This is a genomic window from Kineococcus mangrovi, from assembly GCF_041320705.1.
Lineage (GTDB): Bacteria > Actinomycetota > Actinomycetes > Actinomycetales > Kineococcaceae > Kineococcus > Kineococcus mangrovi.
Genome location: NZ_JBGGTQ010000004.1, coordinates 260,862 through 278,835, shown reverse-complemented (window position 1 = coordinate 278,835; position 17,974 = coordinate 260,862). Strand labels below are relative to the sequence as shown.

Below are 17,974 nucleotides of genomic sequence, written 5' to 3'. Positions count from 1 at the left end.
GAGCGCGAGGCCCGCCGGGTCCACGGGAGACGGGACGCCGCAGGGGCGGGACCCCTGTCGGGATCCCGCCCCTGCGGGTGGTGCGGGTCGTGCCGCCCGGTCTCAGGCGGAGGTGGCCTCGCCCGTCAGGTTGCGGGTGAGGGCCGGGTCCACGGGGATGCCGGGGCCCATCGTCGTCGTGATCGTCGCCTTGCGCAGGTAACGACCCTTGGAGGACGACGGCTTCAGGCGCAGCACCTCGTCGAGCGCGGCGGAGTAGTTCTCGACGAGCTGGGTGTCGTCGAAGGACGCCTTGCCGATGATGAAGTGCAGGTTGGCGTGCTTGTCGGTGCGGAACTCGATCTTCCCGCCCTTGATCTCCGTGACGGCCTTGGCCACGTCCATGGTCACGGTGCCGGTCTTCGGGTTCGGCATGAGGCCGCGGGGGCCCAGCACCTTGCCCAGACGGCCGACCTTGCCCATGAGGTCCGGCGTCGCGACGGCGGCGTCGAAGTCGAGGCGGCCCTTGGCCACCTCGTCGATGAGCTCGTCGCCACCGACGACGTCGGCGCCGGCGGCCTCGGCCTGCGCGGCGCGGTCACCGACGGCGAAGACCAGCACGCGGGCGGTCTTGCCGGTGCCGTGCGGCAGGTTGACGGTGCCGCGGACCATCTGGTCGGCCTTGCGCGGGTCCACCCCGAGGCGGAACGCGACCTCGACGGTCGCGTCGTACTTCACGGTGGAGGTCTCGCGCGCCAGCTTCACGGCGTCGAGGGGGGCGTAGAGCTCGTCGCCGTCGATCTTCTCGACGGCGGCGCGGTAGGCCTTGCTGCGCTTCACTGCTGCTCCTTCGTTGCGGGAGGTCGTGGTCGGACGGGCCGCGCGGGCCCTGCCACTGGGACCGGCCGAGCGGGTGCTCAGTCGGAGACGGTGATGCCCATGGAGCGGGCGGTGCCGGCGATGATGCGCGCGGCCATGTCCACGTCCTTGGCGTTGAGGTCCTGGAGCTTCTGCTCCGCGATCTCGCGCACCTGGGCCTGGGTGAGGTTGGCGACCTTCTTCACGTGCGGCTCGCCCGACCCCTTGTCGACGCCGGCGGCCTTCTTGATGAGCTCGGCGGCCGGCGGGGTCTTGGTGATGAAGGTGAACGAGCGGTCCTCGTAGACCGTGATCTCGACCGGGATGACGTTGCCGCGCTGGGCCTCGGTCTGGGCGTTGTACGCCTTGCAGAACTCCATGATGTTCACGCCGTGCTGACCGAGCGCGGGGCCGATCGGCGGGGCCGGGGTCGCCTGGCCGGCCTTGATCTGGAGCTTGATGAGCCCGGCGACCTTCTTCTTGGGGGGCATGAGCGATCCCTTCCTCGGATGCGTGAACGGCCCTTCGGTGCCCGCGGATCGGGCGACGAGCGGTTGGAGGCCGCCGTCCAGTCTACGACGGCCGCGCCCGGGCTCTGGACCGCGCGCGGGCCCGGAGAAGAGCGAACCCCCCGACCCGGTGCGGGACAGGGGGTTCGCTCGTGCTGGAGCGCGTCAGATCTTGGCGACCTGGTTGAAGTTGAGCTCGACGGGCGTCTCACGGCCGAAGATCGAGACCAGCACGGTGAGCTTCTGGCGGTCGGCGGAGATCTCCGAGACCGTCGCCGGGAGGGTCTCGAAGGGACCCTCCATGACCGTGACGGACTCCCCGACCTCGAAGTCGACCACCTTGGCCGGCGTCGCGGTGGCGGTGCCACCGCCGGTCGAGGGCTTCTCCCCCGCCTGCGGCTTGGGCGTCATGCTTGGGGCGAGCATCGAGAAGATCTCGTCCTGCGACAGCGGCACGGGCTGGTGGGTGTTGCCGACGAAGCCGGTGACGCCCGGGGTGTGCCGGACGGCGCCCCACGACTCGTCCGTCAGGTCCATGCGGACGAGGACGTACCCGGGGATCCGCACGCGGCGCACGTTCTTGCGCTGGCCGTTCTTGACCTCGACGACCTCCTCCATGGGCACCTCGACCTGGAAGATGTAGTCCTCCATGTTGAGGGACGTCATGCGCGTCTCGAGGTTGGTCTTCACGCGGTTCTCGTAGCCGGCGTAGGAGTGGATGACGAACCACTCGCCGGGCATGCGCCGCAGCTTCTTGCGGAACTCCTCGGCCTCGTCGACCTCGCCCTCACCGGTGTCGAGCGCCTCACCGGCCCCCTCGTCCGCGCCGCCCCCGGCCAGGACGTCGTCGGACCCGGCGCCCAGGTCGCCCGTCCCGGCGCCGTCGAGCTCGGCCTCGGGTGCGCCGAGGGCGTCGCCCACGGGGGCCGCGGGGGTGTCAGCGGACTGCTCGTCGTCGGCTTCGACGTCCGCCTCGACGTCGTCGCGGACGTCCTCGGCGTCGTAGGACTGGGTCGCGTCGAACTGCTCGTCCGACCGGTCGTCGTCCGAGGGACGACCCCACTGCTCCGACACGTGCTGACCTGCTTCCTTCGGGGTTCGGGACTCACGCGCCCCGGGCGGGGACGCGCCGACGTTCGTCAGGACCCGAACACCAGCAGGATGAGCTTGCCGATGCCGTAGTCCAGCAAGGAGACGAAGAGCATCATCACCACGACGAAGACGAGGACGACGCCCGTGTAGCTCAACAGGTCCCGGCGGCTCGGCCAGACGACCTTGCGCAGCTCCTCGACGACCTGCCGCAGGAACAGGAGGAGACCGGTGCGCCGCTTGGACTCGCCGGGCTCGGCCACGGCCTTCGTCGTCTGGCTCACGTCGGCTGCCCCGCTCCTGTGCTCGCCTCCTGGGAACGTGGGCCGGGAGACCGGCCCACGGGTGGTGCTCGCAGGGCAGGAGGGACTCGAACCCACAACCGCCGGTTTTGGAGACCGGTGCGCTACCAATTGCGCCACTGCCCTTCGCGGATCGCCCGCCGTGAGGCGTGCTCCACCGCAGCGGTACGGGGACCGCCGTGACCACCATAGGTGACGGCGGCCCCGCGAGTCGAACCGTCCCCCGGCGGGGGTGGGAGGATGAGCCGCGTGACCGCGCAGACGAGTCCCCAGCCCACCGCCCCCGAGCAGGCCCGGACCCGGGTCTCGGCCCGCGTCGGCGGCATCGCGGAGTCCGCGACCCTCGCGGTGGACGCCAAGGCGAAGGCGCTGAAGGCCGCGGGCCGGCCGGTCATCGGCTTCGGCGCCGGCGAGCCGGACTTCCCCACCCCGCAGGCCGTCGTGGACGCGGCCGTCGCGGCCTGCCAGGACCCCGCCAACCACCGGTACACGCCCGCCGGGGGGCTGCCCGCGCTCAAGGAGGCGATCGCGGCGAAGACGCTGCGCGACTCCGGGTACGAGGTCTCCCCCGGTCAGGTCCTCGTGACCAACGGCGGCAAGCAGGCCGTGTACGAGGCGTTCGCGGCGATCCTGGACCCCGGCGACGAGCTGCTGCTGCCGGCGCCGTACTGGACCACGTACCCCGAGGCGGCCCGGCTGGCCGGCGGGGTGGCGGTCGAGGTGTTCGCGGGTCTCGACGCGGGCTACAAGGTGACCGTCGACCAGCTGGAGGCGGCGCGGACCCCGCGCACCAAGGCGCTGCTGTTCTGCTCCCCGTCCAACCCCACGGGCGCCGTCTACGCGCCCGAGGAGGTCCGGGCGATCGGCCACTGGGCGCTCGAGCACGGCGTCTGGGTCGTCACCGACGAGATCTACGAGCACCTCGTCTACGACGGCGTGCGCGCCGCGTCGATGCCCGTGGAGGTCCCCGAGCTCGCCGACACGACGATCGTGCTCAACGGCGTCGCGAAGACCTACGCCATGACGGGCTGGCGGGTGGGCTGGATGATCGCGCCGGCCGACGTCGTCGGGGCCGCGGGCAACCTGCAGTCGCACCTGTCGTCCAACGTCGCCAACGTGTCCCAGCGGGCGGCCGTGCGGGCCCTCACGGGCGACCTGACGGCCGTCGCGCAGATGCGGGAGGCCTTCGACCGCCGTCGCCGGACGATGGTCTCGATGCTCGACGCGATCGAGGGGGTCCGGTGCCCGCTGCCGCAGGGCGCGTTCTACGCGTACCCCAGCGTCGAGGGGCTCATCGGGAAGTCGTTGCGGGGGCACGAGATCACGTCCTCGGCGCGGCTGGCCGAGCTGATCCTCACCGAGGCCGAGGTCGCGGTCGTCCCGGGCGAGGCGTTCGGACCCGGCGGGTTCCTGCGCCTGTCCTACGCGCTGGCCGACGCCGACCTCGTCGCAGGCGTCGAACGGGTCCAGCGGCTGCTGGCCGAGGTGCGCTGACCCGGCGTCGGCCGGTCGCGCACGCGCAGGCGGCACCATGGGGACCGTGCCGACACCCCGGGAGCGCTGGTCGAAGACGGACCCGCGGGGCGCGGGGTCCTGGTGGGTGCGCAGCGTGCCGGGGTGGCACGGGGCGTTCGCCCTGTTCGTCGTCATCGCCGCGGCCGTCCTCCTCGCCTCGCGCGACCCCGACCGGGGCGCGGCGGCCCTGGCCGTCGGCGCCGTCGCCGTCGCGTACGCGGCGCTGGGGGTCCCCGGCGCCCGCCGGCGGGACTGGCGGGCCCGGGCCTACCTTGCCGTCGCGGTCGCGGGGTGCTGCGCGGCCTACGCGGCGGACCCCCAGCTGAACTTCCTGCTCTTCATCGCCTTCCCGCAGACGTGGTTCCTCACCGACACCCGCCGCGAGGGCGTGCTGTGGACGGTGGCGACCGCGCTGGCGGGCCTGGTCGGGATGGCCGCCGGGTACGGGCCGACGGTGGGCACGATGGACATCGCGGTGTCGATGCTCGTGTCCGTCGGGTTCACGTGCGTGCTCGGCGTGTGGATCTCGTTCGTGGTCGAGCAGAGCGCCGACCGCGCCGAGCTCATCGCCGAGCTGGAGGACACCCGGGCCGAACTCGCTGCGGCGCACCACGACGCGGGAGCGGCGGCGGAGCGCGCGCGGATGGCCGCCGACATCCACGACACCCTGGCGCAGGGGTTCACGGGCATCCTCCTGCTCGCGCGGTCGGCCCGGGCGGTGGCGCGCGAGGAACCGGCCCGGCGCTCGCTCGGCCTCATCGAGGACGCGGCCCGGTCCGGGCTCACCGAGGCGCGGACCCTCGTCGCCGCGATGAGCCCCGTCGGGCTGGAGGACGCCGGCACGCTCGCGGAGGCGCTGCGGCGCCTCGCCGAACGGGTCTCGCGCGAGAGCGGGGTGCGCGTCGAGGTCGTCGTGACGGGCCAGGACCCCCGCTCGCTGCCCCGGGCCCAGCAGGTCGTGCTGCTGCGGGCGGCGCAGGAGGCGCTCGCGAACGTGCGCAAGCACGCGGGGGCGGTCCGGGCCCAGGTGGTGCTCTCGGGCGCCGAGGGGACCGCGGCGCTGGAGGTCCGGGACGACGGCGTGGGCCTCGTCCCCGCCGACCTGGCCGGCAGCACCGGCTTCGGGTTGACGGGGATGCGCCGGCGCGTCGAGGAGGTCGGCGGGGTGCTCGACGTGGCCGGGGAACCGGGCGCGGGGACCCGCGTGCGGATCGCGGTGCCCACGGGACCCGTCGACCACCTCGGTGGTGGTGCCGGGTGATCCGCGTCCTCGTCGTCGACGACCACCCCGTCGTCCGCGGCGGCATCGAGGCGCTCCTGGCGACCGCGGGTGACCTGGAGGTCGTGGGCAGCGCCGGGGACGGGCTGGAGGCCGTGGAGCTCGTCGCCTCGCTGCGGCCCGACGTCGTCCTCATGGACCTGCGGATGCCGGGGCTGGACGGGGCGAGCACGACGGAACGGATCCGGGCCGAGCACCCCTGCGTGCACGTGCTGGTGCTCACCACGTACGAGACGGACGCCGACATCGTGCGCGCCGTCGAGGCGGGCGCCACGGGGTACCTGCTCAAGGACACCCCGCTCGTGGAGCTCGTGGACTCGGTGCGGGCGGCCGCGCGGGGTGAGACGGTCCTGGCGCCCCCGGTGGCCGCCCGGCTCATGGCGCGCCTGCGGGCGCCGGTGCAGGAGACGCTCACCCGGCGGGAGCTGGACGTGCTGAGCGCCGTCGCCCGCGGGGCCACGAACGCCGAGATCGGCCGGGAGCTGTTCATCGCCGAGGCGACGGTCAAGACGCACCTGCTGCGGGTGTTCGCCAAGCTCGGCGTGGACGACCGGACGCACGCGGTGACCGTGGCGTTGCAGCGGGGGCTGCTCTCGCCCCCCGCGTGATGCGCGCAGGGGCGCGGGGTCGACCTCGGTGGCCCCACGCGGCCGATCATCGACCCCACGGGGCCACCGAGGCGTTCCACCAGGCCCCTCCGGCCCCGCGCGGAGCCGGGCGTGCTGGCAGACTCACGGAGCGTGACGCGCGCGGTCGAGACCCTCCCCAAGGCCCACCTGCACCTGCACTTCACCGGGTCGATGCGGACCTCGACCCTGCTCGAGCTCGCGCAGCGGCACGGCACCCGGCTCCCCGCGACGCTGAGCTCGCAGGCCATGATCACCCTGTCCCCCGACGCCCGCGGGTGGTTCCGGTTCCAGCGGCTCTACGACGCCGCGCGCGCCTGCGTGCGCACGGCCGACGACATGCGGCGCATCGTCCTGGAGGCGGCCGCCGACGACGCGGCGGAGGGGTCGCGGTGGCTGGAGCTGCAGGTCGACCCCACCTCCTACGCCGTGCACGTCGGCGGCATCACCCCGGCCCTGGAGATCGTCCTGCAGGCCGCGCGCGACGCCACGGCCCTCACGGGGACGCAGGTGGCGGTCGTCGTGGCGGCCAGCCGGATCCGGCACCCCCTCGACGCGCGGACCCTCGCCCGGCTGGCGGCCAGGTACGCCGGGGACGGCCCCGGCACGGTCGTCGGCTTCGGCCTGTCCAACGACGAACGGCGCGGGGACACGGCCGAGTTCGCCGGGGCCTTCGACATCGCCCGGGCCGCGGGGCTGGCGTGCGTGCCGCACTCCGGTGAGCTGCTCGGCGCGCAGCACGTCGAGGCGACGCTGCGGGCCCTGCGCCCGGACCGGCTCGGGCACGGGGTGCGCAGCGGCGAGGACCCGCGACTGCTGGAGCGGCTGGTCCACGCGGGCATCGCGCTGGAGGTCTGCCCGACGAGCAACGTCTCGCTCGGCGTCTACCCCGACCTGCCGCGGGTCCCGTTGCGGCAGTTGGTGTCCGCGGGCGCGATCATCGCCCTGGGCGCGGACGACCCGCTGCTGTTCGGACCGCGGCTGGCCGCGCAGTACCGCAGCGCCCGGGAGGACCACGGCTTCGACGACGAGGGCCTGGCCGGGCTGGCGAAGGCGTCGATCAGCGCCTCGCGGGCCCCGGCGGCGACGAAGGCGGAGCTGCACGCGACGGTGGACGACTGGATCGCGCAGCCCGCCGGGTCCGCGGAACGGGGGACGCGGGGCGTCGCGGTGTGATTGACTCAATGAGTTGATTCATTGATACCGGGAGGTCGCCGTGTTCGCACCGCTCGTCGTCGCCCTACCGCTGACCCTCCTGCTCATCGGCGGGATCGTGGTGGGCTGCGTGCTCCTCGTCCGGCACGCACCCTCGGCGCAGTTCACCCTGCCCGTGGTCCGTGCCCGGCGCCGCGGGACGGTCGTCGCCGGCGCGGCGCTCGCCGTCGCCGTGGCGCTGCTCGTCACCGGGCTGTCGCTGCCGCCGACGTCGCTGCGCCGGACCCAGCTCGTCGCCGTGGCCCCGCTGGCCGCGGCCGCCCTGCACGCGGCGGTCCTCCTGGCCGGGGAGCTCACCTGGCCGCGGCCGGCGCAGCGGCTGCGGTCCGCGCGGCTGGCCGTGCGCACCGTCCGGCAGGACGCGCCGCGCGGGATGGTCGTGCTGTTCGCCGGGGCCTGCGGGCTGCTCTGGGCCGTCTGCGTGGCGGGGACGGTGCTGGCCGACGACTCGGGACGGGGGATCACCGTGTCCGTCCCCCCGAGCACCGGAACCGCCACCCCCTTCCCCGGAGCCTTCTACGCGGGCCCGATCGCGCTCGCGGGGGCCCTGGCCGTCGCGCTGACCGTCGCCGTCCTGCTGCGCGTCCCGCAGCGGCCCACCGTCACGGGGGCCGACGCGGCGACCGACGGCACGCTGCGCCGTGCCGCGGCCCACCGGGCCCTCCGGGCGACGACCGCCGCCGTCCTGACCACCGCGGCAGCGCTCGTCGCCGTCGGCGGGTCCGCCGCCCACCGAGCGGGCGGGTCCTGGAGCTACGAGGAGGGCGGAAGGGTCGTGACGGGGACCACGAGCCTGCCGCCCGCCCTCGACGCCGTCGCGGCGGGCGTGGCCCTGTCGGGCGTCCCGCTGCTGCTCCTGGCCCTCGCCGTCCTGCTCGTCCCGGCCCGTGGCCTTCAGCGCGAGCGCGTGCTCTCGTGAGCGAGCTGCGGGTCCTCGTCGACACGGCCTCGGCCGTCCCCGCCTACGAGCAGCTGCGCGAGCAGGTCACGACCCTCGTGACGACCGGTGCGCTGCGCGAGGGCGACCGGCTGCCCGCGGCGCGCGCGCTCGCGGCGGACCTCGGACTCGCGGTGGGGACCGTGCAGCGGGCCTACCGCGAGCTGGAACTGGCGGGGACGGTGGTCTCCCGGCGACGGACCGGGACCGTCGTCGCGGCCGGGGTGAGCGTGGAGGAGGACGTGCGGTGGGCCGCGGAGGGGTTCGTCGAGCGGGCGCTCAGCTCGGGACTGACCCCCGACCAGGCGCTCGACGTCGTCCGCGCGGCCCTGGACTCGGTGGGACGGTCCCGGCGTCCCGTCGGCTGAAGCCCGTCAGTCGAGCGAGGCCCCCACGAGCACGGGCTCGTTGACGAGCCGCACCCCGAACTCCCTCTCGACGCCGTCGGCCACGGTCCGGGCGAGGTCGAGGAGGTCGGTGGCCGTGGCGGACCCGCGGTTGGTCAGGGCGAGGGTGTGCTTCGTCGACAGGGTCGCCGGGCCGGGGGCGCCGAACCCCTTGCCGAACCCGGCGCGGTCGATGAGCCAGGCGGCGGACGTCTTGACCCGGCCGTCCCCGGCGGGGAACCGCGGCGCCTCGGGGGGGAGCGCCGCGGCCTCCTCGGGGGTCAGCACGGGGTTGGTGAAGAAGGATCCGGCGCTCCACGTGTCGTGGTCGCTGCGGTCGGCCGGGTCCCACACCATCCCCTTGCCCGCGCGCAGCTCCAGCACCGCGCGGCGCACGTCGCGGGCGGGGGCCAGGTCGCCCACCGCGACGCCGAGGCGGCGGGCCAGCTCCGGGTAGCGGACCTCGGAGGCGTGGGCGCGCAACGGGAACTGGAACGTCACGGCCAGGACGACGTAGCGGCTCTCGGGGTGCGGGCCGTTCAGGGCCACGCGGGAGCGCTTGAGCAGCGAGGTCCGGTAGCCGAAGCCCAGCTCGGCGGCCACGAAGGTCTTCCGCCGCCGCTCCACCCGGTCCCAGGTGCGGACGGTCTCGACCGTGTGGGCGACCTCCTGGCCGTACGCGCCGACGTTCTGGACGGGGGTGGCGCCGACGCTGCCGGGGATGCCGGACAGGGCCTCCACGCCGGCCCAGCCCCGCTCGACGGCGGTGGCGACGAAGTCGTCGAAGCGGTGGCCGGCGGCGACGGTGACGATCCCGCCGCCGCACGCGTCCTCGGAGGCCACCTGCACGCCCTCGGTGGCGACGTGGACGACCGTGCCGTCGAACCCGGCGTCGGCGACGAGGAGGTTGGACCCGCCCGCGACGAGGAGCAGCGGCTCGCCCGCCGCGTCGGCCGCGGCGACCGCGGTCACCAGCTCGTCCTCGGTGCGCGCCTCGACGAGGCGCCGGGCCGGTCCCCCGACGCGCAGGGTGGTGAGGTCGGCGAGGGTGGTGGTCACGAGGACAGCTTGCCCTCCGGGCGGCGGCGCGCCGATCCGAGGGCCGTCCCGTCGGCGTGCGGGGCGGTGGCCCCGGCCACGAACGACCCCACGACGGCCGCGACCGCGGCGGCGACCACGGCCGTCATGACGCCGACGTGGTCGGCGAGCAGCCCGAGCAGGGGCGGGCCGGCGAGGAACGCCGTGTAGCCCACGGAGGACACGACGCTGACGCGCACGGCCGCGTTGACCTCCTGGTCACCGGCCGCGCTCATGCCGGTCGGGAAGCCCAGGGCCGTGCCGAGCCCCCACAGCAGGGCGCCCGCCACCGCCACACCCACGTTCGGGGACAGCACGAAGGCGCCGATCCCGACGGCGGCGACCGCGGCGCTGAACCGCAGGGCGCGGACCCGGCCGAAGGTCTCCAGCGCCCAGGGGCCACCGAGGCGACCAGCCGTCATGGCGACGACGAAGACGGTGAAGCCCGCGACGCCGACGGAGTGGGCCGCCTCGTGGCCGTCGACGATGCCGAGGGCGAGCCAGTCGTTGGCGGTCCCCTCGACGAACGCCATGCACAGGACGAGGACGCCGATGACGAGGGTGCGGGGCTCGCGCCACGCCTGACCCAGCGTGATGCTGCCCGCGGGGCGCTCCTGTCCCGCCGCGGGGGCCGCGCCCACGAGGAACGAGCGGGTGGCGATCGCCGTCCCCGTGACGACGAGGACGGCGAACCCCGCCAGGTGCGCCCAGGTCGGCACGCCCAGGCGCAGCAGGAGGACGGCGAGCCCGGCGGACAGCACCGTGCCCAGGCTCCACGCGGCGTGGAAGCGGGACATGATCGCGCGGTCGAGCCGTCGCTCGACGGCCGAGCCCTCGACGTTCATGGCGACGTCCCAGCTCGCCGTCCCGGCGCCGGCGACGAACAGGCCGACGGCGGCCGGGACCACGAGCCCGAGGCCGTCGACGGACAGCCCCACGACGACCAGGCCGGTCGCGACGGCCACCGACCCCAGGAAGACCGTGCGGGCCGGGCCGATGCGCAGGACGACGGCCCCGGCCAGCGGCATGGCGGTGACCGACCCCAGGGAGAGCGCCAGCAGCAGCAGGCTCATCCGGGCGTTGGACAGGTCCAGGGTGTCGCGGACGGAGGGGATGCGGGACACCCAGGCCGACGTGAAGGCGCCGTTGAGGACGAACGCCGCGTACACGGCCGTCCGCGCCCGCAGCGCCGCGGTGGCGGGGACGGGCGGGGTGGTCACCGGAGCGCGACGACCGCGCGGGCTCGCGTCAGGACCTTCGCGCCGGCGCTGGTGACGACGAGGTCGACCTCGGCGGTGCCGGCGGCCTCGTCGAGCGCGACGACCGTCCCCGCCACCTCGACGACGGCCGGTGCGTCGGCGGGGACGACGACGGGCGCGGTGAACTTCGTGCCGTAGGACAGCACGCGCGCGGGGTCGCCGACCCAGTCGGCGACCACGGTGCCCGCCAGGCCCATCGTCAGCATCCCGTGGGCGATGACGTCGGGCAGCCCGACCGAGCGCGCGGTGGCCTCGTCGAGGTGGATCGGGTTGCGGTCGCCCGAGGCCTCGGCGTAGGAGCGCAGGTCTTCGCGGGACAGCTCGTAGCGGGCGGTCGGCAGCTCGGTGCCGACCTCGGCGCTCAGCTCCTCGCTCACGAGGTCTCCTCCGGGGCGGGCGCGGGGTCGGGGGCGCGGACGACGAGCATCGAGACGACCGTCGTCAGCGGGGTGCCGTCGGCGAGGGTCAGCTCGACGCGCGTGGTGACCATGGCGTTGCCGCGCACGACGCGGACGCGGTCGACGTGCAGCTCGGCGGCCACCTCGTCACCGGCGACGATCGGGCGGTGGTGGGTGAACTGCTCCTCGCCGTGCACGACGCGGGAGAAGTCGATCCCGGCGGCCGGGTCGGCGACGAACTGCTGCTCGGCGGCCTGGGCGAGGGTGACGGCGAACGTCGGGGGCGCGACCACGTCGGCGTGGCCGGCCGCACGGGCCGCGCCCGAGTCGTGGTGGCTGGGGTGGGCCGCCCGCACGGCCCGGGCGAAGGCCCGGACCGCGTCGGCGGTCACCAGGGTCGCCCCGGTGGAGGGGTAGACGCGCCCCGCGAAGGACTCGTCGACGGTGACGGTCACGGCGGTGCGGCTCCCCGGTCGGGACGAGAGGGTCAGCGGGTCTCGCGGTGCGTGGTCTTCTTGCCGCAGCGCGGGCAGAACTTCGCCAGGTCGAGACGGTCGGGGTCGTTCCGGCGGTTCTTCTTGGTGATGTAGTTCCGCTCCTTGCACTCGGTGCAAGCCATGGTGATCTTCGGGCGGACGTCGGTGGTCTTGGCCACGGCGGGTGCCTCTTCCTCGGTCTGTAGCGACTGCGTGTCGTCAACTGCGGGCGGTGTCCAGGACTGCTCCGCCGAACTGCCTACCAGGGTACGCGATGAGCGCACGACGCCCGGACGCGCGACGAGCGGCCACCGGGACGGTGACCGCTCGGGGCGCGTCGTGCGCTGTAGCGAGGGCCGGACTTGAACCGGCGACACAGCGATTATGAGCCGCTTGCTCTACCAACTGAGCTACCCCGCCGTGCGTCCGGCGGAGGCCGCCGGCTGCGAGCCCCGATCGAGGATTGAACTCGAGACCTCTTCCTTACCAAGGAAGTGCTCTACCACTGAGCTATCGGGGCAGTGCTGCGATGTTGCTGGTCGTACTGCCGCGTGCGCGGCCGGTGAAGACCTTACACGGCACGACCCGGTGCTCCGCGCGGAGCACCGGGTCGCGACTCGCGACGTGGCGGGTGATGGATTCGAACCAACGTAGGCTACGCCGGCGGATTTACAATCCGCTCCCTTTGGCCGCTCGGGCAACCCGCCAGTGCCACCAGCGAGCTGGTGACGGGTGAGACGATAGCAAGCCCGAGGCACTGCTCGGAAACCGAGATCCCGATCCACACCAGGAGGACCCCCCTCGTGCCCAGCGAGTCGTCGTTCGACGTCGTCAGCAAGGTGGACCGCCAGGAGGTCGACAACGCCCTCAACCAGGCCGCCAAGGAGATCTCCCAGCGCTACGACTTCAAGGGCGTCGGGGCCGACGTCCGCTGGAGCGGGGAGTCGATCCTCATGGTCGCCAGCTCCGAGGACCGCGTGAACGCGGTGCTCGACGTGCTGCAGACCAAGCTCGTCAAGCGCGGGGTGTCCCTCAAGGCGCTCGACACCTCCGAGCCGCTCCCGTCCGGCAAGGAGCACCGCATCACCGCCACCCTCAAGGAGGGCCTGGCCCAGGACGTCGCGAAGAAGATCGGCAAGATCATCCGCGACGAGGGTCCCAAGGGCGTCAAGACGCAGGTCACCGGCGAGGAGATGCGCGTCAGCTCCAAGAGCCGCGACGACCTGCAGGACGTCATCGCGCTGCTCAAGGGGGCCGACCTCGACGTCGCGCTCCAGTTCGTGAACTACCGCTGAGGTGACCGAGACCCCCCCCGGGGGTCCCGCGGGTCAGGGCCGGCGAGCCCCGCTCGACCCGGCGGTGGCCGGCACCGACCGGCGGTGTCCTCGCGGGGTGCTCCGGGGGTGCGGCGGCGCCGGTGCGGACCTCCCCGCCGGCCCCGCCCCGGCGCCGTCGGGCCCACCGGCCGGTCGACCCCTCAGCGCCGGTAGCCGGCGAGGGCCTCCAGCCGCGCGATGCGCTCGGCCATGGGTGGGTGGGTGGAGAAGAGCTTGGCGACCCCCTGCCCGCGGAACGGGTTCGCGATCATCATGTGGCTGGAGTTCACGAGCTCGCGCTCGGGCGGCAGCGGCAGCTGACGGGTGCCCATCTCCAGCTTGCGCAGCGCGGAGGCCAGGGCCAGCGGGTCCCCCGTCAGCTTGGCGCCGTCCTCGTCCGCGTCGTACTCGCGGGTGCGGGAGATCGCGAGCTGGATGACGGTCGCGGCCAGCGGGGCCACGAGGGAGAGCAGCAGCATCGCGAGCGGGTTGGGCCGGTCCTCGTCGCGCCCCCCGCCCAGCACCGAGCCGAAGAACAACCCGAACTGCGCGATCGAGGTGATGACCCCGGCGAGGGCGCCGGCGACCGAGCTGGTGAGGATGTCGCGGTTGTAGACGTGCATCAGCTCGTGGCCGAGGACCCCCCGCAGCTCGCGCTCGTCGAGCAGCTGCAGGATGCCCTCGGTGCAGCACACGGCCGCGTTCTGCGGGTTGCGTCCCGTCGCGAAGGCGTTCGGCGCCATGGTCGGTGACACGTGCAACCGGGGCATCGGCTGACGCGCCGCCGTCGACAACTCGCGCACGATCCGGTACATCGCGGGCTGCTCGGCCTCGGAGACCGGGCGTGCCCGCATGGCGCGCAGGGCCAGCGTCGCGGAGTTCCAGTAGCCGTAGGCCGACGTCCCGACGCCGATGAGGACGAAGACCAGGAGGATCACGGGGGCGCGGAACGAGGACGCCAGCAGGCCCCCGATGAGCAGCAGCACGGCCCAGATCGCGCCGAAGAGCACGGCGGTCTTGACCCCGTTGTGGTGCCGGTGCATGCCGTCCCTTCCCCCGGGTGAGTCTCGTCAGGCTGAACGCGGCACGCCCGCCGCGCGTTCCGCCACCCCCCACCGGTGCCGGGCCCCTCGGGACGGCGCGGCGACCCGGGCGCGCCCCACGACGACCGGCACACCGGGCCCAGTCGGGAGGACCACCCGCGGTGGTTGCGTCACGCGGCAGGACTGTGAGTGACTTCCAGGGGGCGTCGAGGCAACGTGCAGGACTCACCGGGACTCCCCGGGACTCATCGGGAACCACCAGGACGGGGACGCGGCGCGTGGAGGCGAGCAGTGCGGGCACGACCACCCCCACGACCACCCCCACGACCAGCACCACGACCGGCCGTCGCGACGCGACCCTGCTGGGCCTGGCGACCGCGCTGGCCGCCACCGACACCGTCGAGGACGTGGCCCTCGCGGTGCGCGACCTCGTGCGCCGGGACCTCGACGCGAGCTACACGTCGGTCTCGATGATCGACGGGCCCTGGCTCACCACCCCCGCCCTCGGTCAGCTCGACGACGACACCGAGCAGCGCTGGCTGCGGCTGCCGCTCGACGTCGACTCCCCCGCCCACCGCGTCGCCCGCACCGGCCGCCCCCTCGTCTTCCACCGCCAGCGCGACCTGCTGGAGACCTTCCCCGGCGCCGCCGACACCTACCGGCGCGCGGGCCTGCGTTCCGGGGTCGTGCTGCCCCTGCTGGTCGCCGGCGGGTTCCGCATCGGCGCGCTGACGATCGCGTGGGACGTCGAGCGGACCCTGGGCGAGGAGGAGGCCGTCCTCGTGGCGGCCGTGGCCGACGCGATCGCCCAGGCCGCCCGGCGCGCCCAGCTGTACCGCGAGCGCCGCGACGTGGCCCACACGCTGCAGGCCGCGATGCTGCCGGAGCTGCCCGCGCTGCCGGGGTTGCAGCTCGCCAGCCGGTACCTGCCGTGGTCGCCGACGGACGAGCAGGTCGGCGGGGACTGGTACGACGCGATGGCCCTGCCCGACGGCGGGGTGCTCCTGCTCATCGGCGACGTCGCCGGGCACGACATCGAGGCCGCCGCCCGGATGGGCCGGGTGCGCTCGATGTTCCGGGCGCTGGCGGTCGACCGCCCCGAGGAGCACCCGGCGGCCCTGGTCCGGCGGCTGGACCACGTCCTGGACGTCCTGGGGGACGCCACGCTCGCGACGCTGGCCGTCGTGCGCCTGGACCCGCCCGGGCACCCGCGGGTCGTGCGCTGGACGCTCGCCGGGCACCCGCCGCCGCTGCTCGTCGACGCCCGGGGCGGCAGCACGGCCCTGGCGGCGGAACCGGACCTGCCGCTGGGCGTGGCCCCGGAACGGGCCCGGCACGACCACGTCCACGACTGGCCCGCCGGGGGGACGCTCGTCCTCTACACCGACGGCCTGGTGGAGCGGCGCGGGCGCGACGTCGGGCAGGGCGTCCTCGTCCTGCGGGCGAGCCTGGAGCGCTCCCGCGCGGCGCCGCTGGAGACCCTGCTCGACGAGCTCGTCACCGAGCACGTCGCGAACTCCGAGGACGACTGCGCGGTGCTGGCCGTGCGCGACGTCGGCTGACCTCCCGTCGCGTCCGGGGCCGGGGTGGCGAGGAGGGCCCGCAGGACCGAGCATCGACCCCGGCCGGTCCCTCCCCCGCCCCGCGGGTCGAGCACAGGTGGTGGTGTCACAGTGCGGAGCGTGAGACCCCTCCGCGTCTTCGCCGTCGTGCTGCTCCTGCTGGGCAGCGTGGCCGCCTCCCTGCCCGAGGAGTCCGGCGCGGTGACCGACAGCACCCGGGACGGCGGGTCCGGGCGCCCGACGCGCGTCGTCTCCCTCGGCGACTCCGTCCCGACCGGCGCCCAGTGCAACTGCTCCCCGTTCCCGGTCCTCGTCGCGGCCGACCTGGCGGCCCCCGGGCAGCGTGTCGGGCTCGAGCAGCTCGCCGAGGACGGCGCGACGTCCGACGACGTCGCGGCCACGGTCGAGGAGAACCTGTCGGACTTCTCCGCCACCGACGTTGTCCTGCTCGAGGCCGGCGCCAACGACGTCGCCGACCTGGTCGACGGGTCCGACCCCCTGCCGGACGAGCAGCAGGTCGACGCCGCCGCGGCCGAGGCCGTCGCCACCGTCTCGGCCACCGTCGGCCGCATCGCGCCCACCGGCGCGCGGGTGGTCGTCCTGGACTACTGGGCCGTGGGTCTCGACGGGGCGGTCGCCGACCAGGAGTACACGCCGGCCCAGCGGGCCGTGCAGGAGCAGCTGACGGACTCCTTCGACGACCGGCTGCAGGCGGCCGTGGACGCCGAGGGGGCGCGGGTGACGTTCGTGGGCCTCCGGCAGGTCTTCCACGGCGACGACGGGAGCCTGGACCCCGCGCCGCTGCTGGCCGACGACGGCGACCACCCGAACGCGGAGGGCCAGCGGGCCATCGCGGACGCCGTGCTGGCGGCGCTGTCCTCCGAACGCGCTCCACGTTCACCGGACATCCGCTGAGAACGCTCCCTCCCGGTCCTCCCCGCCCCGATGATCGGGAGGAACGCCCACCGGCGTTCGCAGGCACGGGGGAGGTTCCACGGTGGGTCTGTCGAGTCCGGTCACCCAGGGGGTGGCCATCGGGGTGGCGTGCGCGGCACTGGTCGCGATCGTCGTCGGCTGGCGGCTGCTGGCGCGACGGGGGGTGCTGGCGCTGCTCGGCCGGGCGGCCTCGCTCATCGCGGTCAACCTGACCGTCCTCGTGGCGGTGTTCCTCGTCGTGAACTCCGAGTTCGGCCTGTACTCCGACTGGGACGACCTCCTGGGCACCCGGTCCGCCCAGTCCGCGACGACCACCACGACGTCCGGCGGGGACACCGGCGGCACGACGACGGTGAGCGACCCGAAGGCCGAGCAGATCGCGGGCTACGACGGCCGCGTGTTCCGGGCGCAGGTGCCCGGACCGGCGTCCGGCGTCACCGGGACGGTGCTCGTCATGCTCCCCGCCGGGTACGGCACGAAGCCCGCCCCGGCCGGCGGGTACCCCGTCGTCGAGGCCTTCCACGGCTACCCGGGGACCCCGCAGCAGTGGCTGGACGCGATGGACGTCCAGCCCGCGGTCGACGGCGCCGTGACCAGCCGGCAGATCGTGCCGCCCATCCTCGTGTTCCCCGACCTGGAGATCCCCGCGGGCCGCGACACCGAGTGCGTCAACGGTGGACCCGGTGAGCCGCAACTGGAGACGTGGATGTCGAAGGACGTCCCGGACTGGGTCGAGAGCCACTACCAGGCCGCCCGCACGGCCGCTTCCTGGGCGACGATGGGCCTGTCGATGGGCGGGTGGTGCGCGAACCAGCTGACGATGCTGCACCCGGACCGGTTCGGGGCGACGATCTCCTTCGGCGGGTACTTCACGCCGAACTTCGGGTCGTGGACGCCGTTCGCGCTGGACAGCCCCGCGGGTCAGCGGCTCGACCTCGTGACCCTGGCGAAGGTCAGCCCGCCCGCCGTCCGCGTGTGGGCCATGGCCTCCGAGAGCGACTCGCTGTCCTGGCCGTCGACGTCGGCCCTGGCCGCCGCCGCGCACGGGCCGCTGCAGGTGACGTTGGTGACCCAGCAGCAGGGCGGGCACCGCACGAGCATCTGGGCCGGTTTCGTCCCGCAGGCCCTGGAATGGCTCGGCGAGAACCTGCAGGGCTTCGCGCCGACGTCGGCCTGAGGCCCCTCCCGCGCCCGGGACCCGGGCGCGGGAGG

At 74.4% G+C, this 17,974-nt stretch carries 20 protein-coding genes and 4 tRNA genes; 10 read left to right on the top strand and 14 right to left on the bottom strand.

All coding sequences use genetic code 11. The features are described 5' to 3' along the window. Positions 1–102: 102 nt before the first annotated feature. The 5 genes from rplA to AB2L28_RS10175 all read right to left on the bottom strand — a co-directional run bounded on the left by rplA (position 103) and on the right by AB2L28_RS10175 (position 2,863). Positions 103–819, bottom strand: coding sequence for a 50S ribosomal protein L1 (rplA, locus tag AB2L28_RS10195; RefSeq protein WP_370718642.1), 717 nt, complete (start codon positions 817–819; stop codon positions 103–105). 77 nt (positions 820–896) lie between these two features. Continuing rightward, positions 897–1,328, bottom strand: coding sequence for a 50S ribosomal protein L11 (rplK, locus tag AB2L28_RS10190; RefSeq protein WP_367636821.1), 432 nt, complete (start codon positions 1,326–1,328; stop codon positions 897–899). A 183-nt stretch (positions 1,329–1,511) separates the two neighbouring features. Continuing rightward, a complete protein-coding gene (gene nusG / locus AB2L28_RS10185) occupies positions 1,512–2,420 on the bottom strand; it encodes a transcription termination/antitermination protein NusG (protein WP_370718641.1) in 909 nt (302 codons plus the stop codon). Positions 2,421–2,485: 65 nt separating this feature from the next. Beyond that, positions 2,486–2,719 carry a preprotein translocase subunit SecE gene (gene secE, locus AB2L28_RS10180; RefSeq protein ID WP_366172940.1) on the bottom strand — a complete coding sequence of 78 codons (234 nt, stop codon included), beginning with the start codon at positions 2,717–2,719 and terminating at the stop codon, positions 2,486–2,488. Positions 2,720–2,790: 71 nt separating this feature from the next. Further along, positions 2,791–2,863: transfer RNA gene (locus AB2L28_RS10175), tRNA-Trp, on the bottom strand. A gap of 114 nt (positions 2,864–2,977) precedes the next feature. On the opposite strand from AB2L28_RS10175, the gene AB2L28_RS10170 reads away from it, so the two are divergent. The 6 genes from AB2L28_RS10170 (at position 2,978) to AB2L28_RS10145 (ending at position 8,677) form a co-directional block, all read left to right on the top strand. Further along, positions 2,978–4,231, top strand: a complete 1,254-nt coding sequence (locus AB2L28_RS10170) for a pyridoxal phosphate-dependent aminotransferase (RefSeq protein WP_370718640.1) — start codon at positions 2,978–2,980, stop codon at positions 4,229–4,231. Between the two features lie 46 nt (positions 4,232–4,277). Further along, entirely contained in the window at positions 4,278–5,513 is a 1,236-nt protein-coding gene (locus AB2L28_RS10165; protein ID WP_370718639.1) for a sensor histidine kinase, read from the top strand. Beyond that, entirely contained in the window at positions 5,510–6,139 is a 630-nt protein-coding gene (locus AB2L28_RS10160; RefSeq protein WP_370718638.1) for a response regulator, read from the top strand. The genes AB2L28_RS10165 and AB2L28_RS10160 overlap by 4 nt, the downstream gene beginning before the upstream one ends. A gap of 132 nt (positions 6,140–6,271) precedes the next feature. Beyond that, positions 6,272–7,333, top strand: a complete 1,062-nt coding sequence (locus AB2L28_RS10155) for an adenosine deaminase (RefSeq protein WP_370718637.1) — start codon at positions 6,272–6,274, stop codon at positions 7,331–7,333. A 40-nt stretch (positions 7,334–7,373) separates the two neighbouring features. Then, entirely contained in the window at positions 7,374–8,291 is a 918-nt protein-coding gene (locus AB2L28_RS10150; protein WP_370718636.1) for a hypothetical protein, read from the top strand. Next, positions 8,288–8,677 carry a GntR family transcriptional regulator gene (locus AB2L28_RS10145; RefSeq protein WP_370718635.1) on the top strand — a complete coding sequence of 130 codons (390 nt, stop codon included), beginning with the start codon at positions 8,288–8,290 and terminating at the stop codon, positions 8,675–8,677. Before AB2L28_RS10150 ends, AB2L28_RS10145 begins: the two co-directional genes overlap by 4 nt. Positions 8,678–8,683: 6 nt before the next feature. Here the strand turns inward: AB2L28_RS10145 and AB2L28_RS10140 are convergent, their stop codons facing one another. The 8 genes from AB2L28_RS10140 to AB2L28_RS10105 form a co-directional block, all read right to left on the bottom strand. Further along, positions 8,684–9,754: a UDP-N-acetylmuramate dehydrogenase gene (locus tag AB2L28_RS10140; protein ID WP_370718634.1), complete on the bottom strand. Its 1,071-nt coding sequence runs from the start codon at positions 9,752–9,754 to the stop codon at positions 8,684–8,686. Then, positions 9,751–10,992 carry an MFS transporter gene (locus tag AB2L28_RS10135; RefSeq protein WP_370718633.1) on the bottom strand — a complete coding sequence of 414 codons (1,242 nt, stop codon included), beginning with the start codon at positions 10,990–10,992 and terminating at the stop codon, positions 9,751–9,753. Before AB2L28_RS10135 ends, AB2L28_RS10140 begins: the two co-directional genes overlap by 4 nt. Further along, the gene (locus tag AB2L28_RS10130) at positions 10,989–11,408 is read right to left on the bottom strand and encodes a MaoC/PaaZ C-terminal domain-containing protein (RefSeq protein ID WP_370718632.1); all 420 of its coding nucleotides are present in this window, start codon (positions 11,406–11,408) and stop codon (positions 10,989–10,991) included. Before AB2L28_RS10130 ends, AB2L28_RS10135 begins: the two co-directional genes overlap by 4 nt. Beyond that, the gene (locus AB2L28_RS10125) at positions 11,405–11,884 is read right to left on the bottom strand and encodes an FAS1-like dehydratase domain-containing protein (RefSeq protein WP_370718631.1); all 480 of its coding nucleotides are present in this window, start codon (positions 11,882–11,884) and stop codon (positions 11,405–11,407) included. Before AB2L28_RS10125 ends, AB2L28_RS10130 begins: the two co-directional genes overlap by 4 nt. Before the next feature lie 32 nt (positions 11,885–11,916). Continuing rightward, a complete protein-coding gene (rpmG, locus tag AB2L28_RS10120; RefSeq protein WP_012085006.1) occupies positions 11,917–12,084 on the bottom strand; it encodes a 50S ribosomal protein L33 in 168 nt (55 codons plus the stop codon). Positions 12,085–12,252: 168 nt separating this feature from the next. Further along, a tRNA-Met gene (locus AB2L28_RS10115) sits at positions 12,253–12,325 on the bottom strand. Positions 12,326–12,353: 28 nt separating this feature from the next. Further along, a tRNA-Thr gene (locus AB2L28_RS10110) sits at positions 12,354–12,425 on the bottom strand. A gap of 105 nt (positions 12,426–12,530) precedes the next feature. After that, positions 12,531–12,612 (bottom strand) — tRNA-Tyr (locus tag AB2L28_RS10105). A gap of 96 nt (positions 12,613–12,708) precedes the next feature. Here AB2L28_RS10105 and AB2L28_RS10100 point away from each other — a divergent pair. Beyond that, a complete protein-coding gene (locus AB2L28_RS10100; protein ID WP_370718630.1) occupies positions 12,709–13,200 on the top strand; it encodes a YajQ family cyclic di-GMP-binding protein in 492 nt (163 codons plus the stop codon). A gap of 182 nt (positions 13,201–13,382) precedes the next feature. On the opposite strand, the gene htpX is transcribed toward AB2L28_RS10100, so the two are convergent. Next, positions 13,383–14,264, bottom strand: coding sequence for a zinc metalloprotease HtpX (gene htpX / locus AB2L28_RS10095; RefSeq protein ID WP_370718629.1), 882 nt, complete (start codon positions 14,262–14,264; stop codon positions 13,383–13,385). A 278-nt stretch (positions 14,265–14,542) separates the two neighbouring features. On the opposite strand from htpX, the gene AB2L28_RS10090 reads away from it, so the two are divergent. The 3 genes from AB2L28_RS10090 to AB2L28_RS10080 all read left to right on the top strand — a co-directional run bounded on the left by AB2L28_RS10090 (position 14,543) and on the right by AB2L28_RS10080 (position 17,939). Next, positions 14,543–15,826 (top strand): PP2C family protein-serine/threonine phosphatase, encoded by a 1,284-nt coding sequence (locus tag AB2L28_RS10090; RefSeq protein WP_370718628.1) that lies wholly within the window; start codon positions 14,543–14,545, stop codon positions 15,824–15,826. A gap of 120 nt (positions 15,827–15,946) precedes the next feature. After that, the gene (locus tag AB2L28_RS10085) at positions 15,947–16,741 is read left to right on the top strand and encodes an SGNH/GDSL hydrolase family protein (protein ID WP_370718627.1); all 795 of its coding nucleotides are present in this window, start codon (positions 15,947–15,949) and stop codon (positions 16,739–16,741) included. Between the two features lie 82 nt (positions 16,742–16,823). Then, positions 16,824–17,939 carry an alpha/beta hydrolase gene (locus tag AB2L28_RS10080; RefSeq protein ID WP_370718626.1) on the top strand — a complete coding sequence of 372 codons (1,116 nt, stop codon included), beginning with the start codon at positions 16,824–16,826 and terminating at the stop codon, positions 17,937–17,939. Positions 17,940–17,974: the final 35 nt, after the last annotated feature.